This is a genomic window from Fluviibacterium sp. S390, assembly GCF_049800695.1.
Classification (GTDB): Bacteria; Pseudomonadota; Alphaproteobacteria; order Rhodobacterales; family Rhodobacteraceae; genus Meridianimarinicoccus.
In genome coordinates, this window is the sequence record NZ_JBNAFN010000006.1 from 164,806 (window position 1) to 181,726 (window position 16,921).

The 16,921-nt window shown below is 65.6% G+C and carries 11 protein-coding genes; 1 reads left to right on the forward strand and 10 read right to left on the reverse strand.

The annotated features are described in order from the left end of the window. Positions 1-71: 71 nt before the first annotated feature. Positions 72-2,540, forward strand: coding sequence for a penicillin acylase family protein (locus ACP15K_RS07170; RefSeq protein WP_193141178.1), 2,469 nt, complete (start codon positions 72-74; stop codon positions 2,538-2,540). A gap of 57 nt (positions 2,541-2,597) precedes the next feature. Here ACP15K_RS07170 and ACP15K_RS07175 read toward each other — a convergent pair whose 3' ends face one another. From ACP15K_RS07175 to dusB, 10 genes are all read right to left on the reverse strand, one after another. Then, positions 2,598-4,721 carry a hypothetical protein gene (locus ACP15K_RS07175; protein ID WP_193141179.1) on the reverse strand — a complete coding sequence of 708 codons (2,124 nt, stop codon included), beginning with the start codon at positions 4,719-4,721 and terminating at the stop codon, positions 2,598-2,600. 266 nt (positions 4,722-4,987) lie between these two features. After that, complete coding sequence (gene hflX / locus ACP15K_RS07180; RefSeq protein WP_193141238.1) at positions 4,988-6,271, reverse strand: GTPase HflX; 1,284 nt, start codon at positions 6,269-6,271, stop codon at positions 4,988-4,990. Next, positions 6,268-6,501 carry an RNA chaperone Hfq gene (gene hfq / locus ACP15K_RS07185; protein ID WP_193141180.1) on the reverse strand — a complete coding sequence of 78 codons (234 nt, stop codon included), beginning with the start codon at positions 6,499-6,501 and terminating at the stop codon, positions 6,268-6,270. The genes hflX and hfq overlap by 4 nt, the downstream gene beginning before the upstream one ends. 147 nt (positions 6,502-6,648) lie before the next feature. Next, the gene (locus tag ACP15K_RS07190; RefSeq protein WP_226925768.1) at positions 6,649-8,202 is read right to left on the reverse strand and encodes a TrkH family potassium uptake protein; all 1,554 of its coding nucleotides are present in this window, start codon (positions 8,200-8,202) and stop codon (positions 6,649-6,651) included. Continuing rightward, positions 8,189-9,565 carry a Trk system potassium transporter TrkA gene (gene trkA, locus ACP15K_RS07195; RefSeq protein ID WP_193141182.1) on the reverse strand — a complete coding sequence of 459 codons (1,377 nt, stop codon included), beginning with the start codon at positions 9,563-9,565 and terminating at the stop codon, positions 8,189-8,191. The genes ACP15K_RS07190 and trkA overlap by 14 nt, the downstream gene beginning before the upstream one ends. Before the next feature lie 45 nt (positions 9,566-9,610). Next, positions 9,611-11,020, reverse strand: a complete 1,410-nt coding sequence (locus ACP15K_RS07200) for a sigma-54-dependent transcriptional regulator (RefSeq protein ID WP_319022448.1) — start codon at positions 11,018-11,020, stop codon at positions 9,611-9,613. Positions 11,021-11,060: 40 nt separating this feature from the next. Further along, positions 11,061-13,304, reverse strand: coding sequence for a sensor histidine kinase NtrY-like (locus tag ACP15K_RS07205; RefSeq protein ID WP_193141184.1), 2,244 nt, complete (start codon positions 13,302-13,304; stop codon positions 11,061-11,063). Between the two features lie 79 nt (positions 13,305-13,383). Then, positions 13,384-14,751, reverse strand: coding sequence for a response regulator (locus ACP15K_RS07210; protein WP_193141185.1), 1,368 nt, complete (start codon positions 14,749-14,751; stop codon positions 13,384-13,386). Further along, positions 14,751-15,836 carry a two-component system sensor histidine kinase NtrB gene (locus tag ACP15K_RS07215; protein ID WP_424990148.1) on the reverse strand — a complete coding sequence of 362 codons (1,086 nt, stop codon included), beginning with the start codon at positions 15,834-15,836 and terminating at the stop codon, positions 14,751-14,753. Before ACP15K_RS07215 ends, ACP15K_RS07210 begins: the two co-directional genes overlap by 1 nt. After that, a complete protein-coding gene (dusB, locus tag ACP15K_RS07220; RefSeq protein ID WP_424990149.1) occupies positions 15,833-16,816 on the reverse strand; it encodes a tRNA dihydrouridine synthase DusB in 984 nt (327 codons plus the stop codon). Before dusB ends, ACP15K_RS07215 begins: the two co-directional genes overlap by 4 nt. Positions 16,817-16,921: the final 105 nt, after the last annotated feature.

Genomic DNA, 16,921 nt, shown 5'->3' on the forward strand with positions numbered 1-16,921 from the left:
GCCGGAATGCCCCTTGTCCCGCGCGCGCCTGCGCGGGATGATCCCGACAGGACAGATTGCAGGAGCCTGCCATGACTCGCGCCTTCCGCTGGGTATTGCGCCTTTTCCTGGCGGGTGTCGTGCTGTCCGCACTGGCCGCGACGCTGGCCTATTACCTCGCCACACGCTCGCTGCCCGACTACAGCGAAAGCTTCGAGCTTCCGGGCCTGTCGGCACCGATGCGGATCGTGCGCGACACCGCCAATGTGCCCCATGTCTTCGGCGCTACCGAGACCGACAGTTTCTTCGGCCTGGGCTTCGTCCATGCACAGGACCGGCTGTGGCAGATGACGATGATGCGGCGCACGGCGCAGGGGCGGCTGTCCGAGATTTTCGGCCCCCGCACCCTGAAGATCGACGAGACGCTGCGGCGGCTCGACATCTATCGGCTGGCCGTGCAATCGCAGGCCATACAGGACGACGCCACGCTGGCCGCGCTGGACGCCTATGCCGCCGGTGTCAACGCGTGGATCGATCAGGTCAACACTGGCGCACGCGGACGCGGGGCACCCGAGTTCTTTCTGTTCCCCCCCGAGATCGCCCCGTGGCAACCATCGGATTCGCTGGCCATCGCCAAGCTGATGGCGCTGAAGCTGACAGCACACCTTCAGGACGAGGTTCTGCGCGCGCGCACCGCGCTGACCGTCAGCCCCGAGCGGCTGCGCGATATTCTGCCCGACGATCCCACGGGCGGGCTGGCGGTGCTGGCGGCACTTGGCCCCGCTCCGACCGCGGCCGACACCCAACTGGCCGGCAACCCCTTGCTGACGGATCCGCTGTCACCCTTCTCGCCCCCGGCGCTGGCCGGGGCGTCGAACGTCTGGGCGGCGATGCCCGACCGCTCCACCACCGGGAGCACACTGCTGGCCAACGATCCGCACCTGGGGCTGACCGCGCCGTCGATCTGGTACCTGGCCCGGATCGAGATTGCGGGCGGCGGCGTGATCGGCGGCACCATTCCGGGGATGCCGCTGATCCTTGTGGGCCGCAACGAGGATCTGGCCTGGGGGCTGACCAGCGCCTATGCCGACGACCAGGACCTGTATGTCGAGCGGCTCGACCCCACCAATCCCAACGCCTATGAAACCCCCACCGGGGCCATGGCACCGTTTCGCACCGAGGGCGCGCTGGTCCGCGTCAAGGGGGCCGAGCCGGTGACTCTGACCCTGCGCTGGACCGATCGCGGACCGGTGCTGCCCGGCGACCTGTTCGACCTGAACACCATCGTGCCCGCGGGCCATGTGGCCAGCCTGGCCTGGACCGCGCTGACTCCCGACGACCGCACCATGACCGCCGGGATGCACCTGATGCAGCAGCGCGCGGTGGCCCCCGCAATCGAGGCGATGGCCGAGTACGTCGCCCCCGCACAGAACCTTGTGCTGGCCGACCGCGAGACCGTGGCGATGGTGATGATCGGCGCCCTGCCCCGACGCTCGGCCCAGCACGACAGCCTGGGCCGTCTGCCCGCGCCGGGATGGCGGGCCGAGAACCATTGGCAGGGCCGGCTGCCCTTTGACACGAACCCGCGTTTCACCGATCCCGACGGCGGCCTGCTGGGCAATACCAACAACAAGCCGCTGGAACGCGCCTTCCCGCTGCATGTCAGCTATGCTTGGGGCGACAGCCAGCGGGTGCATCGCTGGGAACGGCTGATGCGGAACCGCGAGGTGCATTCGCGCGACAGCTTCATGGAAGCGCAGCTTGACACCATCAGCCCTGCCGCCCGCAGCCTGCTGCCCCTGATCGGTGCCGACCTGTGGTTCACCGGCGAGGCCGCCCCCGATGGCAGCCCGGCCCGCGCCCGGCGCGAGGCGCTGGACCTTCTGGCCAACTGGAACGGCGACATGAACGAACACATGCCCGAGCCACTGATCTATGCGGCCTGGGTGCAGGCGCTGCAGCAACGGCTGATCGTCGACGAACTGGGCCGCGATCTGGCGGCCGCGTTCAGCCATCCCGACCCGATCTTCCTGGAACGGGTGTTTCGCGACGTGGACGGCGCCTCGGCCTGGTGCGATGTCAGCCGCTCTTCGGGGATCGAGACCTGCCGCGACATGGCCGAACGGGCGCTGGACGATGCGTTGCTGTGGATCTCCGAGACCTATCGCGGCGGCCTGGAAGGGCTGCAATGGGGCAGCGCCCATCAGGCCACCCATGATCACGAGGTGCTGGGCGGCATTCCGGGGCTGGGCTGGCTGGTCAATATCCGCCAGCCGACTTCGGGCGGCGATCACACCCTGAACCGGGGCCGCACCGCCGGGCTGGGCGCGCAGCCCTTCCTGAACGTGCATGCGGCGGGCTATCGCGGGGTCTATGACATGGCCGATCCCGACAGTTCGGTGTTTGTCATCGCGACCGGGCAGTCGGGGCATCCGTTTTCGCGGTTCTACGACAATCTGGGCGAACGCTGGCGGCGCGGCGAGTACATCCCCATGTCGCTGGACCCGGCATTGGCCGAAGCCGCCGCCACCGGCGTGACCACCCTGCGCCCGGCCCCCTGAACGCAAAAGACCCGGCCGCAAGGGCCGGGTCTTTCTGTTTGGGTCGAAAGGCCGGGATCAGACGAAGTCGAAATCCGTCCCGGTGATCAGGCTGGCTTGCGTATTGGCCAGGGTGATCTGGTCGGTGCCACCGGCTGCCAGGGTGATGATCGTGTGCTGCCCGCTTTGGGTGATGACCAGATCACTGGTCGAATTCACCGTGCTGTGGCCCGAGAAGTCCAGCCGGTCGACGCCATCGGTGAAGTCCTTCACCACGTCGCGGCCAAACCCGTCGGTCCAGGCGAAAACATCCGCGCCAAGACCGCCAAGGTAGAAGTCGTTGCCCGCGCCACCGTCCAGCATGTCGTTGCCCGCGCCCGCGATGAGCGCATCATCGCCCGCCGCGCCCAGAAGCGTGTCGTCATCGGCCCCGCCGAAGAACACGTCCGCATCGGACCCGCCGGTCAGCACATCGTTGCCAGCACCGCCCACCAGCGTCACCGAGGTTGCCAGCCCGGTGGCGTCGATGGTGTCGTCGCCGGTCAGACCCATGATCCGCTCGACCCCGACCCAGCTGCCGACGTTCAGGCTCAGGCCGTTGGTGTCATAGATCACCGCCTTGTCGAACCCGGCCCCGCCGTCGCTGACCACATCGCCGCTTTCGCCGATGTAGAATACGTCGTTGCCGCCACCGCCATCGAAGGTGTCGTTGCCCGCAGCGCCCAGCATGATGTCGTTGCCATCATTGCCGGTAAGCGTGTCATTGCCGTCGCCGCCGATCAGAACGTCATCTCCCGCGCCACCAGTCATCGTATCGTCGCCCGCGTCGCCGAACAGGAACACGGCCGAGGTCTGTTCCGAGGCATCCACGGTGTCATTGCCGGTGAAGCCGTTGACACGTTCGATCCCGCCCCATCCGGCCAGGGTCATCAGCAGCGACACGCCGCCTGCATCGTTGATCTGCGCCTTGTCGTACCCGGTGGTGCCGGTATCGAGGACCAGATCGAAACCGTCGATCACGTAGAAATCCGAGCCGTTGCCGCCATCCATGGTGTCGATGCCGCTGCCGCCGAACAACTGGTCGTTGGAATCGCCGCCCAGAAGGGTGTCATTGCCCGATCCGCCGAACAGGAAGTCATTGGCAAAGCCGCCGGTCAGATGGTCGTCGCCAGCCTGCCCGAACAACTGGTCCGAACCGCCGCCGCCATCGATGGTGTCATTGCCGCCGCCTGCATTGACCGTGTCGTCACCCGCCCCGACCGAGATCGTGTCGTCACCCGCATCGGTTGTGACTACGTTGGCCGCGCCATTGCCCATGACTTCGGCGTCATAGTCGCCGATCAGGGTATAGTTCTCCATGGCGATCAGCGTGTCGCGGTTGGCCGCGTCGCCCTTGGCGCCGTGGTCGCCGGTGTTCAGGTTGACCTGCACTACGAACTGCTGGGCCGCCGCGCCGCTCAGATCCTCGATCAGCGTGTCGACACCATTGCCCCCGTTGAAAACATCGTTGCCGGTGCCGGCGCGGATGGTGTCATTGCCATCGTCGCCAAGGATCGTGTCATTACCCGCCAGACCGTCCAGCACATCGTCGAACAGGGTGCCGCGCAGGCTGTTGTCGCTGCCGTCGCCATTGATGTCGGGCGCGCCCGCGGGATCCACCATTTCGCCGAACCACAGGTGAAAGATGGTGCCGCCATTGGTGGAGATGCTGGGATCCAGTTCAACCCCGATGCCCATGGCATTGAAGTCGAAATTGGCCCAGGTGCCGCTGTTGATGAAGACGTTGTGATGCGGATCGGACGCCACGAAGGCGTTGAAGGCTTCCAGTACGGTGGCAGGACCGGCCACCGACAGTTCATAGCCGCGATCCAGACGCGTGGTCGCCGTGGCGTTGGGATCCACATAGGCCGTGCCCAGGCGCTGCGGTGCGTTATGCATGACGCCGGTGTTCGAATGGTCGTTGAAATAGACCGCATCGCTCCAGCTGTTGAGCGAGGCATTGGCCGGTTGCTGCAGGTTCGGTTCCCAGATGTTATAGAGCACATCCTGCGCGTGACGCCCGGCGACGGTGGTCAGGCTCTGCGACAGCTGGATCGTATCCAGGCCAAGGGAGACACGGTAATCGTTGACGAGGTGGTAGAACTCCAGCTCTGCGGAACTGAGGGCATCACCGGGGGTGGGGGCATAGATATCGACGGTCAAGATCGCTCACTTACCAGCCAATGCTGGATGCTGGAAAAAATTGGTACGAAGGCTGTCTAGCCCGGATATTCCCGGAAGGCCAGATTGTCACCTTGCGGGCAGCCGGCCAACGGCAAGACATGCCGCTCCGCGTGTAAGGCTTCACTTTGACGCAAAGTTTTCAAAGCACAACTTCCACGCGGGAAACTGGTTAACCATGAGATGAATTTCGCTGTGCAAACAAGCGGAAACCCGCCACAGCGACGCAGCGGAAGGCAGAATTGGTGCTAGAGGCGCGAGAAGGTCTCTTTCTGCCGCGCGGTCCAGCGCACGTCGAGGTCGACCCCGTCCTCGCCCTGCCGCTCGGCCTCGACCACGCCTTCGGCAAACAGCCACGCCCGGCGGCGGCCATCGGAAAAGTCCAGATGCAGGGTGTCGTCCAGAACCGGATCGGAAATGCGGGTCGCGATTGCGGCCAGCAGATCGTCCAGCCCCTCTCCGGTGATCGCCGAGATCAGATGCACGTCGGGCTGGCGCGGCGCCAGGGCGCGCAGACGCTCGGCGGCCTCGGCATCCAGACGGTCCAGCTTGTTCCAGACCTCGATCTGCGGCGTGTCGGGATCGACGCCAAGGCTTTCCACGATCTCGCGCACATCCTCGGCCTGGGCCTCGGTCTCGGGGTCAGAAATATCGCGCACATGGACGATCAGATCGGCGGTCAGAACCTCTTCCAGCGTGGCGCGGAAGGCGGCGACCAGTTCGGTCGGCAGGGCGCTGATGAAGCCCACGGTGTCCGACAGGATGATCTTTGGCCCGTCCGGCAGGTCGATCGCCCGCATGGTCGGGTCCAGCGTGGCGAACAGCATGTCCTTGGCCATCACCGACGCCCCGGTCACGCGGTTGAACAGCGTCGATTTCCCGGCGTTGGTATAGCCCACCAGCGCGACAATGGGGAACGGCACCTTGGCGCGGGCAGAGCGATGCAATTCGCGGGTCTTGACGACCTTGTCCAACTGCCGCCGCAGCCGCGTGAGTTGTTCGTCGATGGCGCGGCGGTCGGCCTCGATCTGGGTTTCGCCGGGGCCGCCGACGAAGCCCAGCCCGCCGCGCTGCCGTTCCAGGTGGGTCCAGGCGCGGACCAGACGCGTGCGCTGATAGCTGAGGGCGGCCATTTCAACCTGCAGCACGCCTTCGCGGGTGCGGGCGCGGTCCGAGAAAATCTCAAGGATCAGACCGGTGCGATCCAGGATCTTGACCTTCCAGTCCTTCTCCAGATTGCGCTGCTGCACCGGCGACAGGGGGCCGTCGACCAGCACCAGTTCGATGTCGTTGGCCTTGAACAGCGCGCCCAGTTCCTCGACCTTGCCGGTGCCGAACAGGGTGCCGGGACGCGGCTGGGTCAGGCGCACAACATCGCCACCCACGACGTCCAGCCCCGGCAGCGCAGCGGCCAGGGCAACAGCTTCTTCCAACGCAAAACCGGGCGCGCGGCGCCCCGGTTTTGACCGGATTTCGGGATGCAGGACCCAGGCGCGTGTCGGCTCCGGGGTGCGGGGGGCAGGCTCGGTCAGTCTTCGCCCTCGTACAGGCTGATCGGCTGGCTGGGCATGATGGTGGAAATCGCGTGCTTGTACACCAATTGCGATTGTCCATCCCGGCGCAGCAGCACGCAGAAATTGTCAAACCATGTGATGACGCCCTGCAGCTTTACGCCATTGATCAGGAATATCGTCACCGGAACCTTGGTTTTCCGAACGTGGTTCAGAAATGCATCCTGCAGGTTCTGACGGTCGGTTGCCATTTTTTATAAACCTTTTTGTTCTCGACCCGTGCTCTTGGGGGCATTCAATCGCGTTTCATGACTGCACGCAACAGGCGGTGAAGGCCAGACGGCGCGCGGGATGCGGAAATATCACTTCGCACTTGCAGCATTTTTGCATCGACAGGGTCAGGAGCGCCAGAATTCCGGGTTCAGCAGGGCGATCAGCGCCAGCGTTTCCAGCCGCCCCAGCACCATGGCCACGCACAACAGCAATTGCTGCGGGCCGCTCAGCAGCCCCAGTTCGATCGGCACATCCCCGGCAACGATGGTCAGCGGCCCGGTGGTGGTCAGCCCGGCGACGGTCAGCACGAGGCTGGTATCGAAATCGGCCCCCACCACCGCGAACGCCAGCATCAGCGCGGCGATGGTGACCGCGAAGATCATGAAATACAGCCAGGCCACATAGGCCGCCTCGGGCTTGAACCGGCGCAGGCGGGTGCCGGGATTGGCGACAATCGACGGGTGCACCAGCTTGGCCATCTCGAACTGGCTGTGACGGGCCAGCGCATAGACCCTGAGCAGTTTCACGCCCCCGGCGGTGGTCGCCACCCCGCCCCCGATCATCGCCAGCCCCATCAGGATCAGCCCCGGCGTGGTCAGCCCCGACCAGTTGCGCGCGGTTTCCCAGTCCGCCGAAATGAAGCCGCCGGTGCTGAGGAACGACAGGGTCATGAACTGCCCGCCCCAGTAGCCGCGCAGCGGTTGCAGATCCGTCGCCAGAACCAGCACCTCCAGCAGCGACACCCAATGCAGGCTGAACACCAGCAGCGGCACCACGGTGATCATCACCACCGCCAGCCGCAGTTCGGGATCCTGGTACCATTTGCGGCCCAGCGGTGTCGGCACATCGCGGGCGAACAGGCCCCGGCTGAGAGCGAAGAACAGGAACATGAACAGCACGATCTCGCCGGCCAGCCCCGACGCGGCCTGCCCCAGCGTCGCCACCGGCGAAATCCCGCTGGTCGACAGCACCGACATGGCATGACAGGCGGCGATGAAGGGGGTCTCTCCCGCCACCAGCAGCGCCAGCCAGGCCACAAGGGTCAGCCCGGCATAGATCGGTGCCAGCGCCCGGCAGAATCGCCAGACCCTCTGCATCGGGTATTCGGCCATGGTCGCGCGGCCAAGGGTGGCATCGCGGCCCAGCGACACCGAGGTCAGCACCAGTTCGAACCCGCCGATCCGCAGCGGTGCCAGGATGGCGATCGAGGCCACCCACATGATGAACCCGCCGTACCATCCCATCAGCGCCCGCCACAGATGCACCGTCTCCGGCACCCGCGACGGCACCGAGAACACCGTGGCGCCGGTGGTGGTCAGGCTGGACACCATTTCCAGATAGGCGGAGCGGAAGCTCAGCCCCGGCATCGCCTCAACCACCGGCAGCGCCAGCATGACAGGCAACAGGGCGAAGGTGCCGACCAGCGACAGCAGCATGGCCCGCGCGGCGTTGTTCTGATCCATGGTCCAGACCGAAAGGCCGATGAACATGATGATCGTTGCGAAGGTCAGCGCGCCATACAGGAACGGCCGGCCGGCATCGTGATCGCCGACCCAGCCGGCATAGATCGCGGGCACCAGCATCAGCGCCGCCGCCACCGCCGCCGTCATCACCAGCAGCGGCAAACGGTCGTACCAGCGTTGATGCTGGGTCTTGCGGCGGATCCTAGAAGTAGTCAATCGAGACCTGCAAAAGCCGTTCCACTTCCGGCACATCTTCCGACAACGCGAAGAAGGTGACCACGTCGCCCTCTTCGATCCGCGTGCCGCCGTGCGGGATGAGGATCTTGTCGCCCTTGCGCAGCGGCCCCATCAGCACGCCTTCGGGCAGGTCGATGTCGCGCACCTGCTGCCCGGCCAGCGTGGCGGTCTTCAGCACCTGCGCTTCCAGCACCTCGGCCTCGGCGTCGCCGATGGAATAGACACTGCGCACCCGGCCATGGCGGACGTGGCGCAGGATCGATGACACCGTGGTCGAGCGCGGGTTGATATACGCGTCGATGTGCAACGGCCCCATCAGCGGCAGAAGCGCGGGGTCATTGACCAGCGAGATCGTCAGCGGACAGCCCAGCGACTTGGCCCGCACCGCCGTCAGCAGGTTGGTCTTGTCGTCATCGGTCACCGCCAGCAGCGCGTCGGCCTTCGTGATGTTGGCTTCGGCCAGAAGATCCGCGTTCAGCCCGTCGCCGTTCAGCACGATGGTGCGTTCCAGCGCCTCGGCGGCGGCTTCGGCCACCTTGCGATCCTTCTCGATCACCTTGACCCGTACCCGGTCGGTACGGGCTTCCAGCGCACTGGCCACCGTCAGGCCGACGTTGCCACCGCCGACAATGACCACGCGGGTCTGGCGGCTCTGGCTCTTGCCGAAGATTTCCAGCGCGCGTTGGGCGTCGTCGGTATGGCTGAACACATAGACCTGATCGCCGGCGAACAGCTGGTCGCGCGGCTCGGGCGCAAACAGCGTGCCCTCGCGGCGCACCCCCACGACGATGGCGCGCAGGGTCGAGAACAGATCGGTCAACTGGCGCAGGGGCGTGTTCAGCACCGGGCAGTCGTCGCTCAGCTGCACCCCCATGAGCTGCGCCTTGTCGTCCAGAAAGCTCTCGATGTCGAAAGTCGAAGGTGCGGCCAGCCGCTGCAACGCCGCCTCGGCCACTTCCTTCTCGGGGCTGATGACCACGTCGATGGGCAGGTGATCGCGGCGATAGAGATCCGAATGGATGGTGTCGAGATAGCTTTGCGCCCGCAGCCGCGCGATCTTGCGCTGCACGCCGAAGACCGAATGCGCCACCTGGCAGGTCACCATGTTGACCTCGTCCGAATAGGTGGCGGCAATGATCATGTCGGCGTCTTCCGCCCCGGCCCGTTCCAGCACGTTGGGATAAGAGGCAAAGCCGGTCACCCCGGTCACGTCCAGCTGGTCGGTGGCGCGGCGCACGAGTTCCTCGTTGTGGTCCACCACGGTGACCTCGTTGCGCTCTCCGGCCAGATGGCGGGCGATCTGCCAGCCGACCTGCCCGGCGCCGCAAATGATGACCTTCATGCGCTACGCTCCCCGTGTCTGGCCCTGGGCGGGCCGACCAATGCGTTACTCTTCATCCGGCTCTTCAACCACCGCCACGCGCGCCCCGGCGCGGGTCGATGTGACGACGTTCAGCGATTTCAGCTTCCGGTGCAACGCCGAGCGTTCCATGCCGACGAAATTCGCGGTTCGCGAGATGTTGCCGCCGAAACGGTTGATCTGGGTCAGCAGGTATTCGCGTTCGAACAATTCACGCGCCTCGCGCAGCGGCAGCCGGGCAATGGCCGACGACAGCACCACGCGTTCATCCTCGTCGCCCGGTGCGGCATCCATGTTGGGCAGTTCGCGGGCCTGGATCTCGCCGTCGCCGGACCCCAGGATCAGCACCCGTTCGATCATGTTGCGCAACTGGCGGATATTGCCGGGCCAGACCATGGATTGCAGGGTTGCCGCGGCCTCCTCGCTCAGCGGGCGGCGGACCAGGCCATCGCGGTCGTGGAACTGGTCGATCAGATGCTCGGCGATCTCGGGAATGTCGGCGCGGCGTTCGTCCAGACCGGGAACCGCAAGGGGCACCACGGCCAGACGGTGGAACAGCTCCTGCCGGAACCGGCCCTGTTCGATCTCAAGCTCAAGATTGCGCGCGGTGGACGAGATGATGCGCACATCCACCTTGATCCGCGCGGTGCCGCCGATGCGCTGGAACTGCTGTTCGACCAGCACCCGCAGGATGCGGGCCTGCGTGTCGGGGGGCAGGTCGCCGACCTCGTCCAGATACAGCGTGCCCTTGTCCGCCTGTTCCAGCAGCCCCGGTTCGACCCGCTGGCCGTCCGCCTCCTGCCCGAACAGGATGTGTTCCATCCGGTCGGGCGAGACCGAGGCGCAGTTGAGCATGACGAAACTGCCGCCCGCGCGCCCCGAATGGGCGTGGATATAGCGCGCCGCACTTTCCTTACCCGACCCCGGCCCGCCGGTCAGCAACACCCGGCTGTTGGTCTTGGCCACCTTTTCCAACTGGCTGCGCAGCAGCTTGAACGGCGGGCTGGAGCCGATCAGATCGCCGGTCGAAACCTCGGCGCGGCGCAATTCGGTGTTCTCGCGGCGCAGGCGCGAGGTTTCCATGGCGCGGCGGATGACCACCAGAAGCTGGTCGATGTTGAACGGCTTTTCGATGAAGTCATAGGCGCCCTGCTTGATGGCGGCGACCGCGATTTCGATGTTGCCATGCCCCGAGATGATGACCACCGGCACGTCCGGGGTTTCGCGCTTGACCTTGGTCAGGATGTCGATGCCGTCCATCTGGCTGTCCTTGAGCCAGATATCCAGGATCATCAGGCCGGGCAGCCCGTCGTCCAGCGCCTTCAGGCAATCGTCCGAGTTGCCGGCCAGACGGGTGGTGAACCCCTCGTCTTCCAGAATATCGGAAATCAGTTCCCGGATGTCACGTTCGTCATCCACGATCAGGATATCTGTCACGGGTTGGCTCCCTTTTCGTTTATTGTCATGCCCGGTGTCATCATTGCGCCGCGTCCTGCAGTTCATCGCCCGCGCGCGGAAGGGTCACGACGACGCAGGCCCCCCGGTGCGCGCTGGGGCCGAAGGGGTCGGCATCTTCCAGCCGCACCCGTCCGCCGTGGTCGTCCACGATCTTCTTGACGATCGGCAGGCCCAGCCCGGTGCCGCCTTCGCGGTTGGTCACATAGGGTTCGAACAGCTTGGCCCGGTCCGGCGGGAAGCCCGCACCGTTGTCTTCGACCGTCAGGCGCAACTGGTGGTCGAGGATTTCCAGCGACACCCGCACCTGTGCCCCTTCGTCCTCGGGACGATCCTTGCACGCCAAGGCCGCCTCGCAGGCGTTCTTCAGCACATTGACCAGTGCCCGCGAAATCAGCGTGGCGTCGAGATCGGCCAGCGCCGGTTCGGACGGCATGTCGCTGGTCATCTGCACCTCGGGCTGGCCCGTGGATTGCAACAGCACGGCGTCTTTCACCAGTTTGGTCAGGTTTTCGCGTTCGGGTTCCGGCACGGGCATCCGCGCGAATTTCGAGAATTCGTCGACGATGCGGCGCAGGTCGCCGGTCTGGCGCACGATCACATCCGTGAGTTGCCCCAGTTTCTCGGCATCCTCGGCCTCCAGCGCGCGGCCGAACTTGCGGTTGATGCGCTCGGCCGACAGCTGGATCGGGGTCAGCGGGTTCTTGATCTCATGGGCGATGCGGCGGGCCACGTCGCCCCAGGCCGCCATCCGCTGCGCCGAGACCAGATCGGTGACATCATCAAAGGCCACCACGAAGCCCTCGATCACGCGGTCGTTGCCAAACCGCATTCCCATGCGCACCAGCAAAATGTCCTGCACCCCGCCGCGCCGCAGCTTGACCTCCTGCTGGGCGAAATCCTCGCGCCCGTGGCGCAGGGTTTCAAGAAGCGGCAGGAATTCGGGCACGACCTCGGCCATGGCGCGCCCGGATACCGGTTCGTCCTCCATGAAGATCAGCCGCGCCCCGGACCGGTTGATGAAGTCGATGCGGCCATCCGCATCCAGCCCCATGACCCCGGCCGAGACCGAGGACAGCACCGAATCGAACAGGCGGCGGCGTTGTTCGTTCTTGGCATTGGTATCCAGCAGGGTCTGGCGCTGACGTTTCAACTGGCGGGTCATCTGGTTGAACACGCGGCCCAGGACGGCGATCTCGTCATCACCCTTCTCTTCGCGCACCCGCACCTCAAGATTGCCCTCGCCGACCTGCTGCGCGGCCCCGGCCAGACGGCCCACCGGGCGCGACAGCCGTTCGGCGAACCACAGCCCCAGCCAGACCGCCGCCAGCATCAGCATGACGGCAAAGCCAAGGTACAGCAGCGAGAACTCGAACAGCATCCGGCCGCGATCGCGCTCAAGTTGCTGGTACAGTTGCGCGGTCTGCTGGGTATCATCCAGCAGGTTCAGCAAGTCGCCATCGACCTGACGCGACACCAGCAGATAGCGATCCACGAACGCGTCCAGATGTACCAGCGCCCGAAACTCGTTGGCATCCCAATCCTCGATCACCTGCACGCCATCGGTGCGCGACGTGGTCAGCAGCCCCTGTTCCGGCGCATCATAGCCAAACAGGTAGGAACGTTCGCCACGGGCCCGGATCTCGGCCTGTCCGTCGATCACATAGGCCTCTTTCAGTCCGCGCTGGATCTGCGCCTGCCCCTGCGCCAGCACCTGCCGGAACTCTCCGTCCGAGACCACGAACACCCGCTGCTGCTGGGCGTTCAGCAGTTCCGCCAGTGCGCTGGCATCGGTCTTCAGGTCGCGGCGCTGTTCTTCCTGATAGGCTTCGGCGGCGTCCAGCGAGGCGCCGATCACCGATTGCACCCGTTCTGAAAACCAGCCCTCAAGCCCCATGTTCACCGTCAGCCCGGCGAAGACCGCCACCAGAACCGTGGGGATCAGCGCCACCAGCGTGAACACCCCGGTCAGGCGCAGGTGCAGCCGCGATCCGGCGGAATGCGCCCGTCGTGCCGCGATCATCCCGGCGATGCGGTACAGCACCAGTGCGGCAAGGGTCAGGATATAGACGAAGTCCAGCAGCAGCACGAAGCGCAGGCCGCCGCTTGACGATCCCAGCGCCAGAGGCCCGAGCACAAGGAAGGTCGCCACGGCCAGGGTCGGCCCGAGGATCACCATGGCAAAGGTGGCCCCGGTTCGCACCCGTCGGCGGCGACTGAATTCGTTGAGCATGAGCCAGGTCGACCGACCCAGGTCTGCACGCATGCCGGACCTCGAACAGATTGATCGTCGCGTTGCCGCGGATGTCATACCTGCGGCAGGGCTGCAACGCCCTGTTGCACGCTTACATCAATTTTCGCCGGCGTGTCACGCGGATATCAAGGTCGGTGATCTTCTTGCGCAACGTATTTCGGTTGATCCCCAGCAGATCGGCGCATTTTGCCTGGTTTCCGCCGGTGGCATCCAGCGCGATCTCGATCAGCGGCATTTCAACCTCGCGCAGGATACGCTGATACAGGCCCGGCGGTGGCAGCACGCCGCCATGCAGATCGAAATAGCGTTTCAGATGCGCCCCGACCGAGGCCGACAGCTTGTCGGTATCGGCAGCCCGCCCGCCTATCGGCTCCATCGCCGGCTGGTTGCCCAGCACGTGTTCCACATCGGCCTTCGAGATCTGATCTTCCGGGCTGGTCACCACAAGGCGGCGCACGGTATTTTCCAACTGCCGCACGTTGCCGGGCCAGGAATAGGCGCGGATCATCTCCATCGCGGTGTCGTCGAACCGACGGGCCGGGGCGCCGTCCCGCTCGGCGCGGGCCAGGAAATGATCGGCCAGAAGCGGAATGTCATCGACCCGTTCGCGCAGCGCGGGCACCTGCACCGTCACGCCGCTCAGCCGGTAATACAGATCCTGCCGGAAGCCACCGTCGTCGATGCGCCCGCTCAGATCCTCTTGCGAGGTGGCCATGATCCGCGGCGACGGATCGCCGAAACCGTCCAGCATCCGCACGACCCTGGCCTGCGCCTCAAGGTCGAAATCGCCGACCTCGTCGAACAGGATCGAGCCGCCGCGCGCCCGCGCCATCAGGCTGGCCGGGCCATCGACCCCAACCAGATCCGCCGCCGAGGCCACCACGAAGGGCATCGCCCGCCGATCGCTGAAGTCATGGATGGCGCGCGCGATCAGGGATTTGCCGGTGCCGCTTTCGCCCGAGATCATCACCGACAGTTCGGTGTTCATCACCCGCGCCACCAGCCGGTACAGCGATTGCATGGCCGGGGTGCGGCCCACCAGCGGCAGTTCGTCGGCGTCCTCGTCCACCGGATCGCGCTGCACCGGGGCGCGGCGCTTGACCTCCAGCGCGCGCCCGGCGCGTCGCATCAGGTCGGGCAGGTCAAAGGGCTTGGGCAGATAGTCGAAGGCTTCGGCCTCGGCCGCCTGGATCGCCGTCATGATGGTGTTCTGTGCCGAGATCACGATCACCGGCAGGCCCGGCCGCGCCTCGCTGATCTTCGGCAGGGTCTCCAGTCCGTTGCCATCGGGCATGATGACGTCCGAGATCACAAGGTCGCCCTTGCCCTCTTCGACCCAGCGCATCAGCGTCATCAGCGAGGAGGTCGCATGCACCTTGCAGCCGGCGCGTGTCAGGGCTTGGGTCAGGACCGTGCGGATCGTGCGATCGTCATCGGCCACCAGGATCGTGCCATCCATCAGGGCGTCTCCGTCTCTTCTTTGGGGGCGACAGGCAGGGAAATGCGGAACACGGTGCGGCCCGGCGTGCTTTCCACGCCAACCCAGCCGTCATGATCCGAGACGATCTTCGACACCAGGGCCAGCCCCAACCCGGTGCCGTTTTCGCGACCCGATACAAAGGGATCGAAGATGTCGTCGACGATATCGGCGGGAATGCCGGGTCCGTCGTCGATGATCTCGACCTGCAGGGGCAGCCGCGCGTGGCTGCCATCGCTGCGGCGCACGCGCAGCGCCATGTCATAGAAGGTGCGCAGGGTGATGGTGCCGCCATCCCGCGGATCCGAAGCTTCGGCGGCGTTCTTCATCAGATTCTGGAACACCTGCAACATCTGGTCACCGTCCACATGGGTGTTGGGCAGCGAGGGATCGTAGTCCTCGACGATCCGCATCCGCGCCGCGACGCCAAGGGCGGCGGACTTGCGGGCGCGATCCAGCAGATCGTGCAGGTTCACCGATTTGCGTTCCGGCGGGCGCAGGTTGCCGAATTGCTCGACCTGGTCCAGCAGCTTGGTGATGCGCCGGGCCTCGCCCACGATCAGATCGGTCAGTTCCAGATCCTCGCCGCGCAGCCCCATCGCCAGAAGCTGCGCCGCCCCGGTGATGCCCGCCAGCGGGTTCTTGATCTCGTGGGCCAGCATCTCGGCCATGCCGATGGCCGATTTCGCCGCCGATTTCATCGAATTGGCGCGATCCATGCGCTCGGCGATCTGGCGCGGCTCAAACAGCACCAGAACCAGCCCCGGATCGCGCATCACCGGCCCGATCTGCAGGTTGCATTGCGCCGGGGCGCGGTTGCCACTGCCCACATCCACGTCGTTGATATACAGGCCCGCCCTGTCCGAACGCACCCGCGCGAAGGCATCCTCCAGCGGCGCATCGACCATCACCTTGTCCCAGACCGGAGAGCCGCGCACCGATTTGACCGAAGTGTTCAGGAAGGATTCCGCCGCCGGCGTCATGTCGAGGATCTTGTCCCCGGCATCGACCAGCACCGCCGGCACCGGCAGCGACGCCCAGAGGGTTTCGGCCCAGTTCTCGGTCATGCGGCCAACTCCGCATGGGCATCCAGCGCCAGGGGCAGCAGGACATGCACCTGCGCCGGGGCGGTGGCGGTCAGAACCTCGCGCCGCAGCGCCGCGGGTGTATTGGCGGTGTCCATGTACCAGCCCAGATGCTTGCGCGCGACGCGCAGGCCCAGGCTTGCGCCGTAAAAGCTCAGCATGTCCTTGTGATGGTCCTTGACCATGTCCACGAAATCTCTCCCTTGGGGAATCTCCGGCGCGGGCTGGCCGTACAGATCGGCGGCGATCTGCGCCAGCGCCCAGGGCCGGCCCTGCGCCCCGCGCCCGACCATGACGCCCGCCGCGCCCGAAGCCGCCAGTGCCGCCCGAGCATCCGCACCGTTGCAAATGTCGCCATTGGCCAGCACCGGGATGTCCAGCGCATCGACCACCGGGGCAATCGCTGCCCAATCGGCCCGCCCCCTGTAGAACTGGCAGCGGGTGCGCCCATGAACGGTCAGCATCTGCACCCCGGCATCGGCGGCGCGGGATCCCAGCTCTGCCGCATTCAGGCAGTCGTGATCCCAGCCCAGCCGGGTTTTCAGCGTCACCGGCACCGACACGGCGGCCACCACCGCCTCGACCAGACGCAGCGCCAGATCCAGATCGCGCATCAGGGCCGAGCCCGACAGGCCGCCCACCACTTTCTTCGCCGGGCAACCCATGTTGATGTCGATGATGCGGGCGCCATTGGCCTCGACCATGCGCGCGGCCTCGGCGATCCAATAGGGATCGCGCCCGGCCAGTTGCACGGCGCTGCGGGTCTCGCCAAAGCCCAGTTCGGCGCGCTCACGCACGCCGGGCTTGGCCTGCACCATTTCCTGGCTGGCGACCATTTCCGACACCACCAGACCGGCGCCGAAACGGGACACAAGCCGACGGAACGGCAGATCGGTGATCCCCGCCATCGGTGCCAGCACCACGTTGGGTGCGATTTCCTGATGTGCCAAACGAATGGACAACTGCTCAATCCTTACGCGAATGTCTCTTTTCTGTACGTGCCCCCTGCGCAATAGCAAAGTGGACGGGCGAACTTAAGACGCCTCAGCCCGGTTGTGCATATTTTT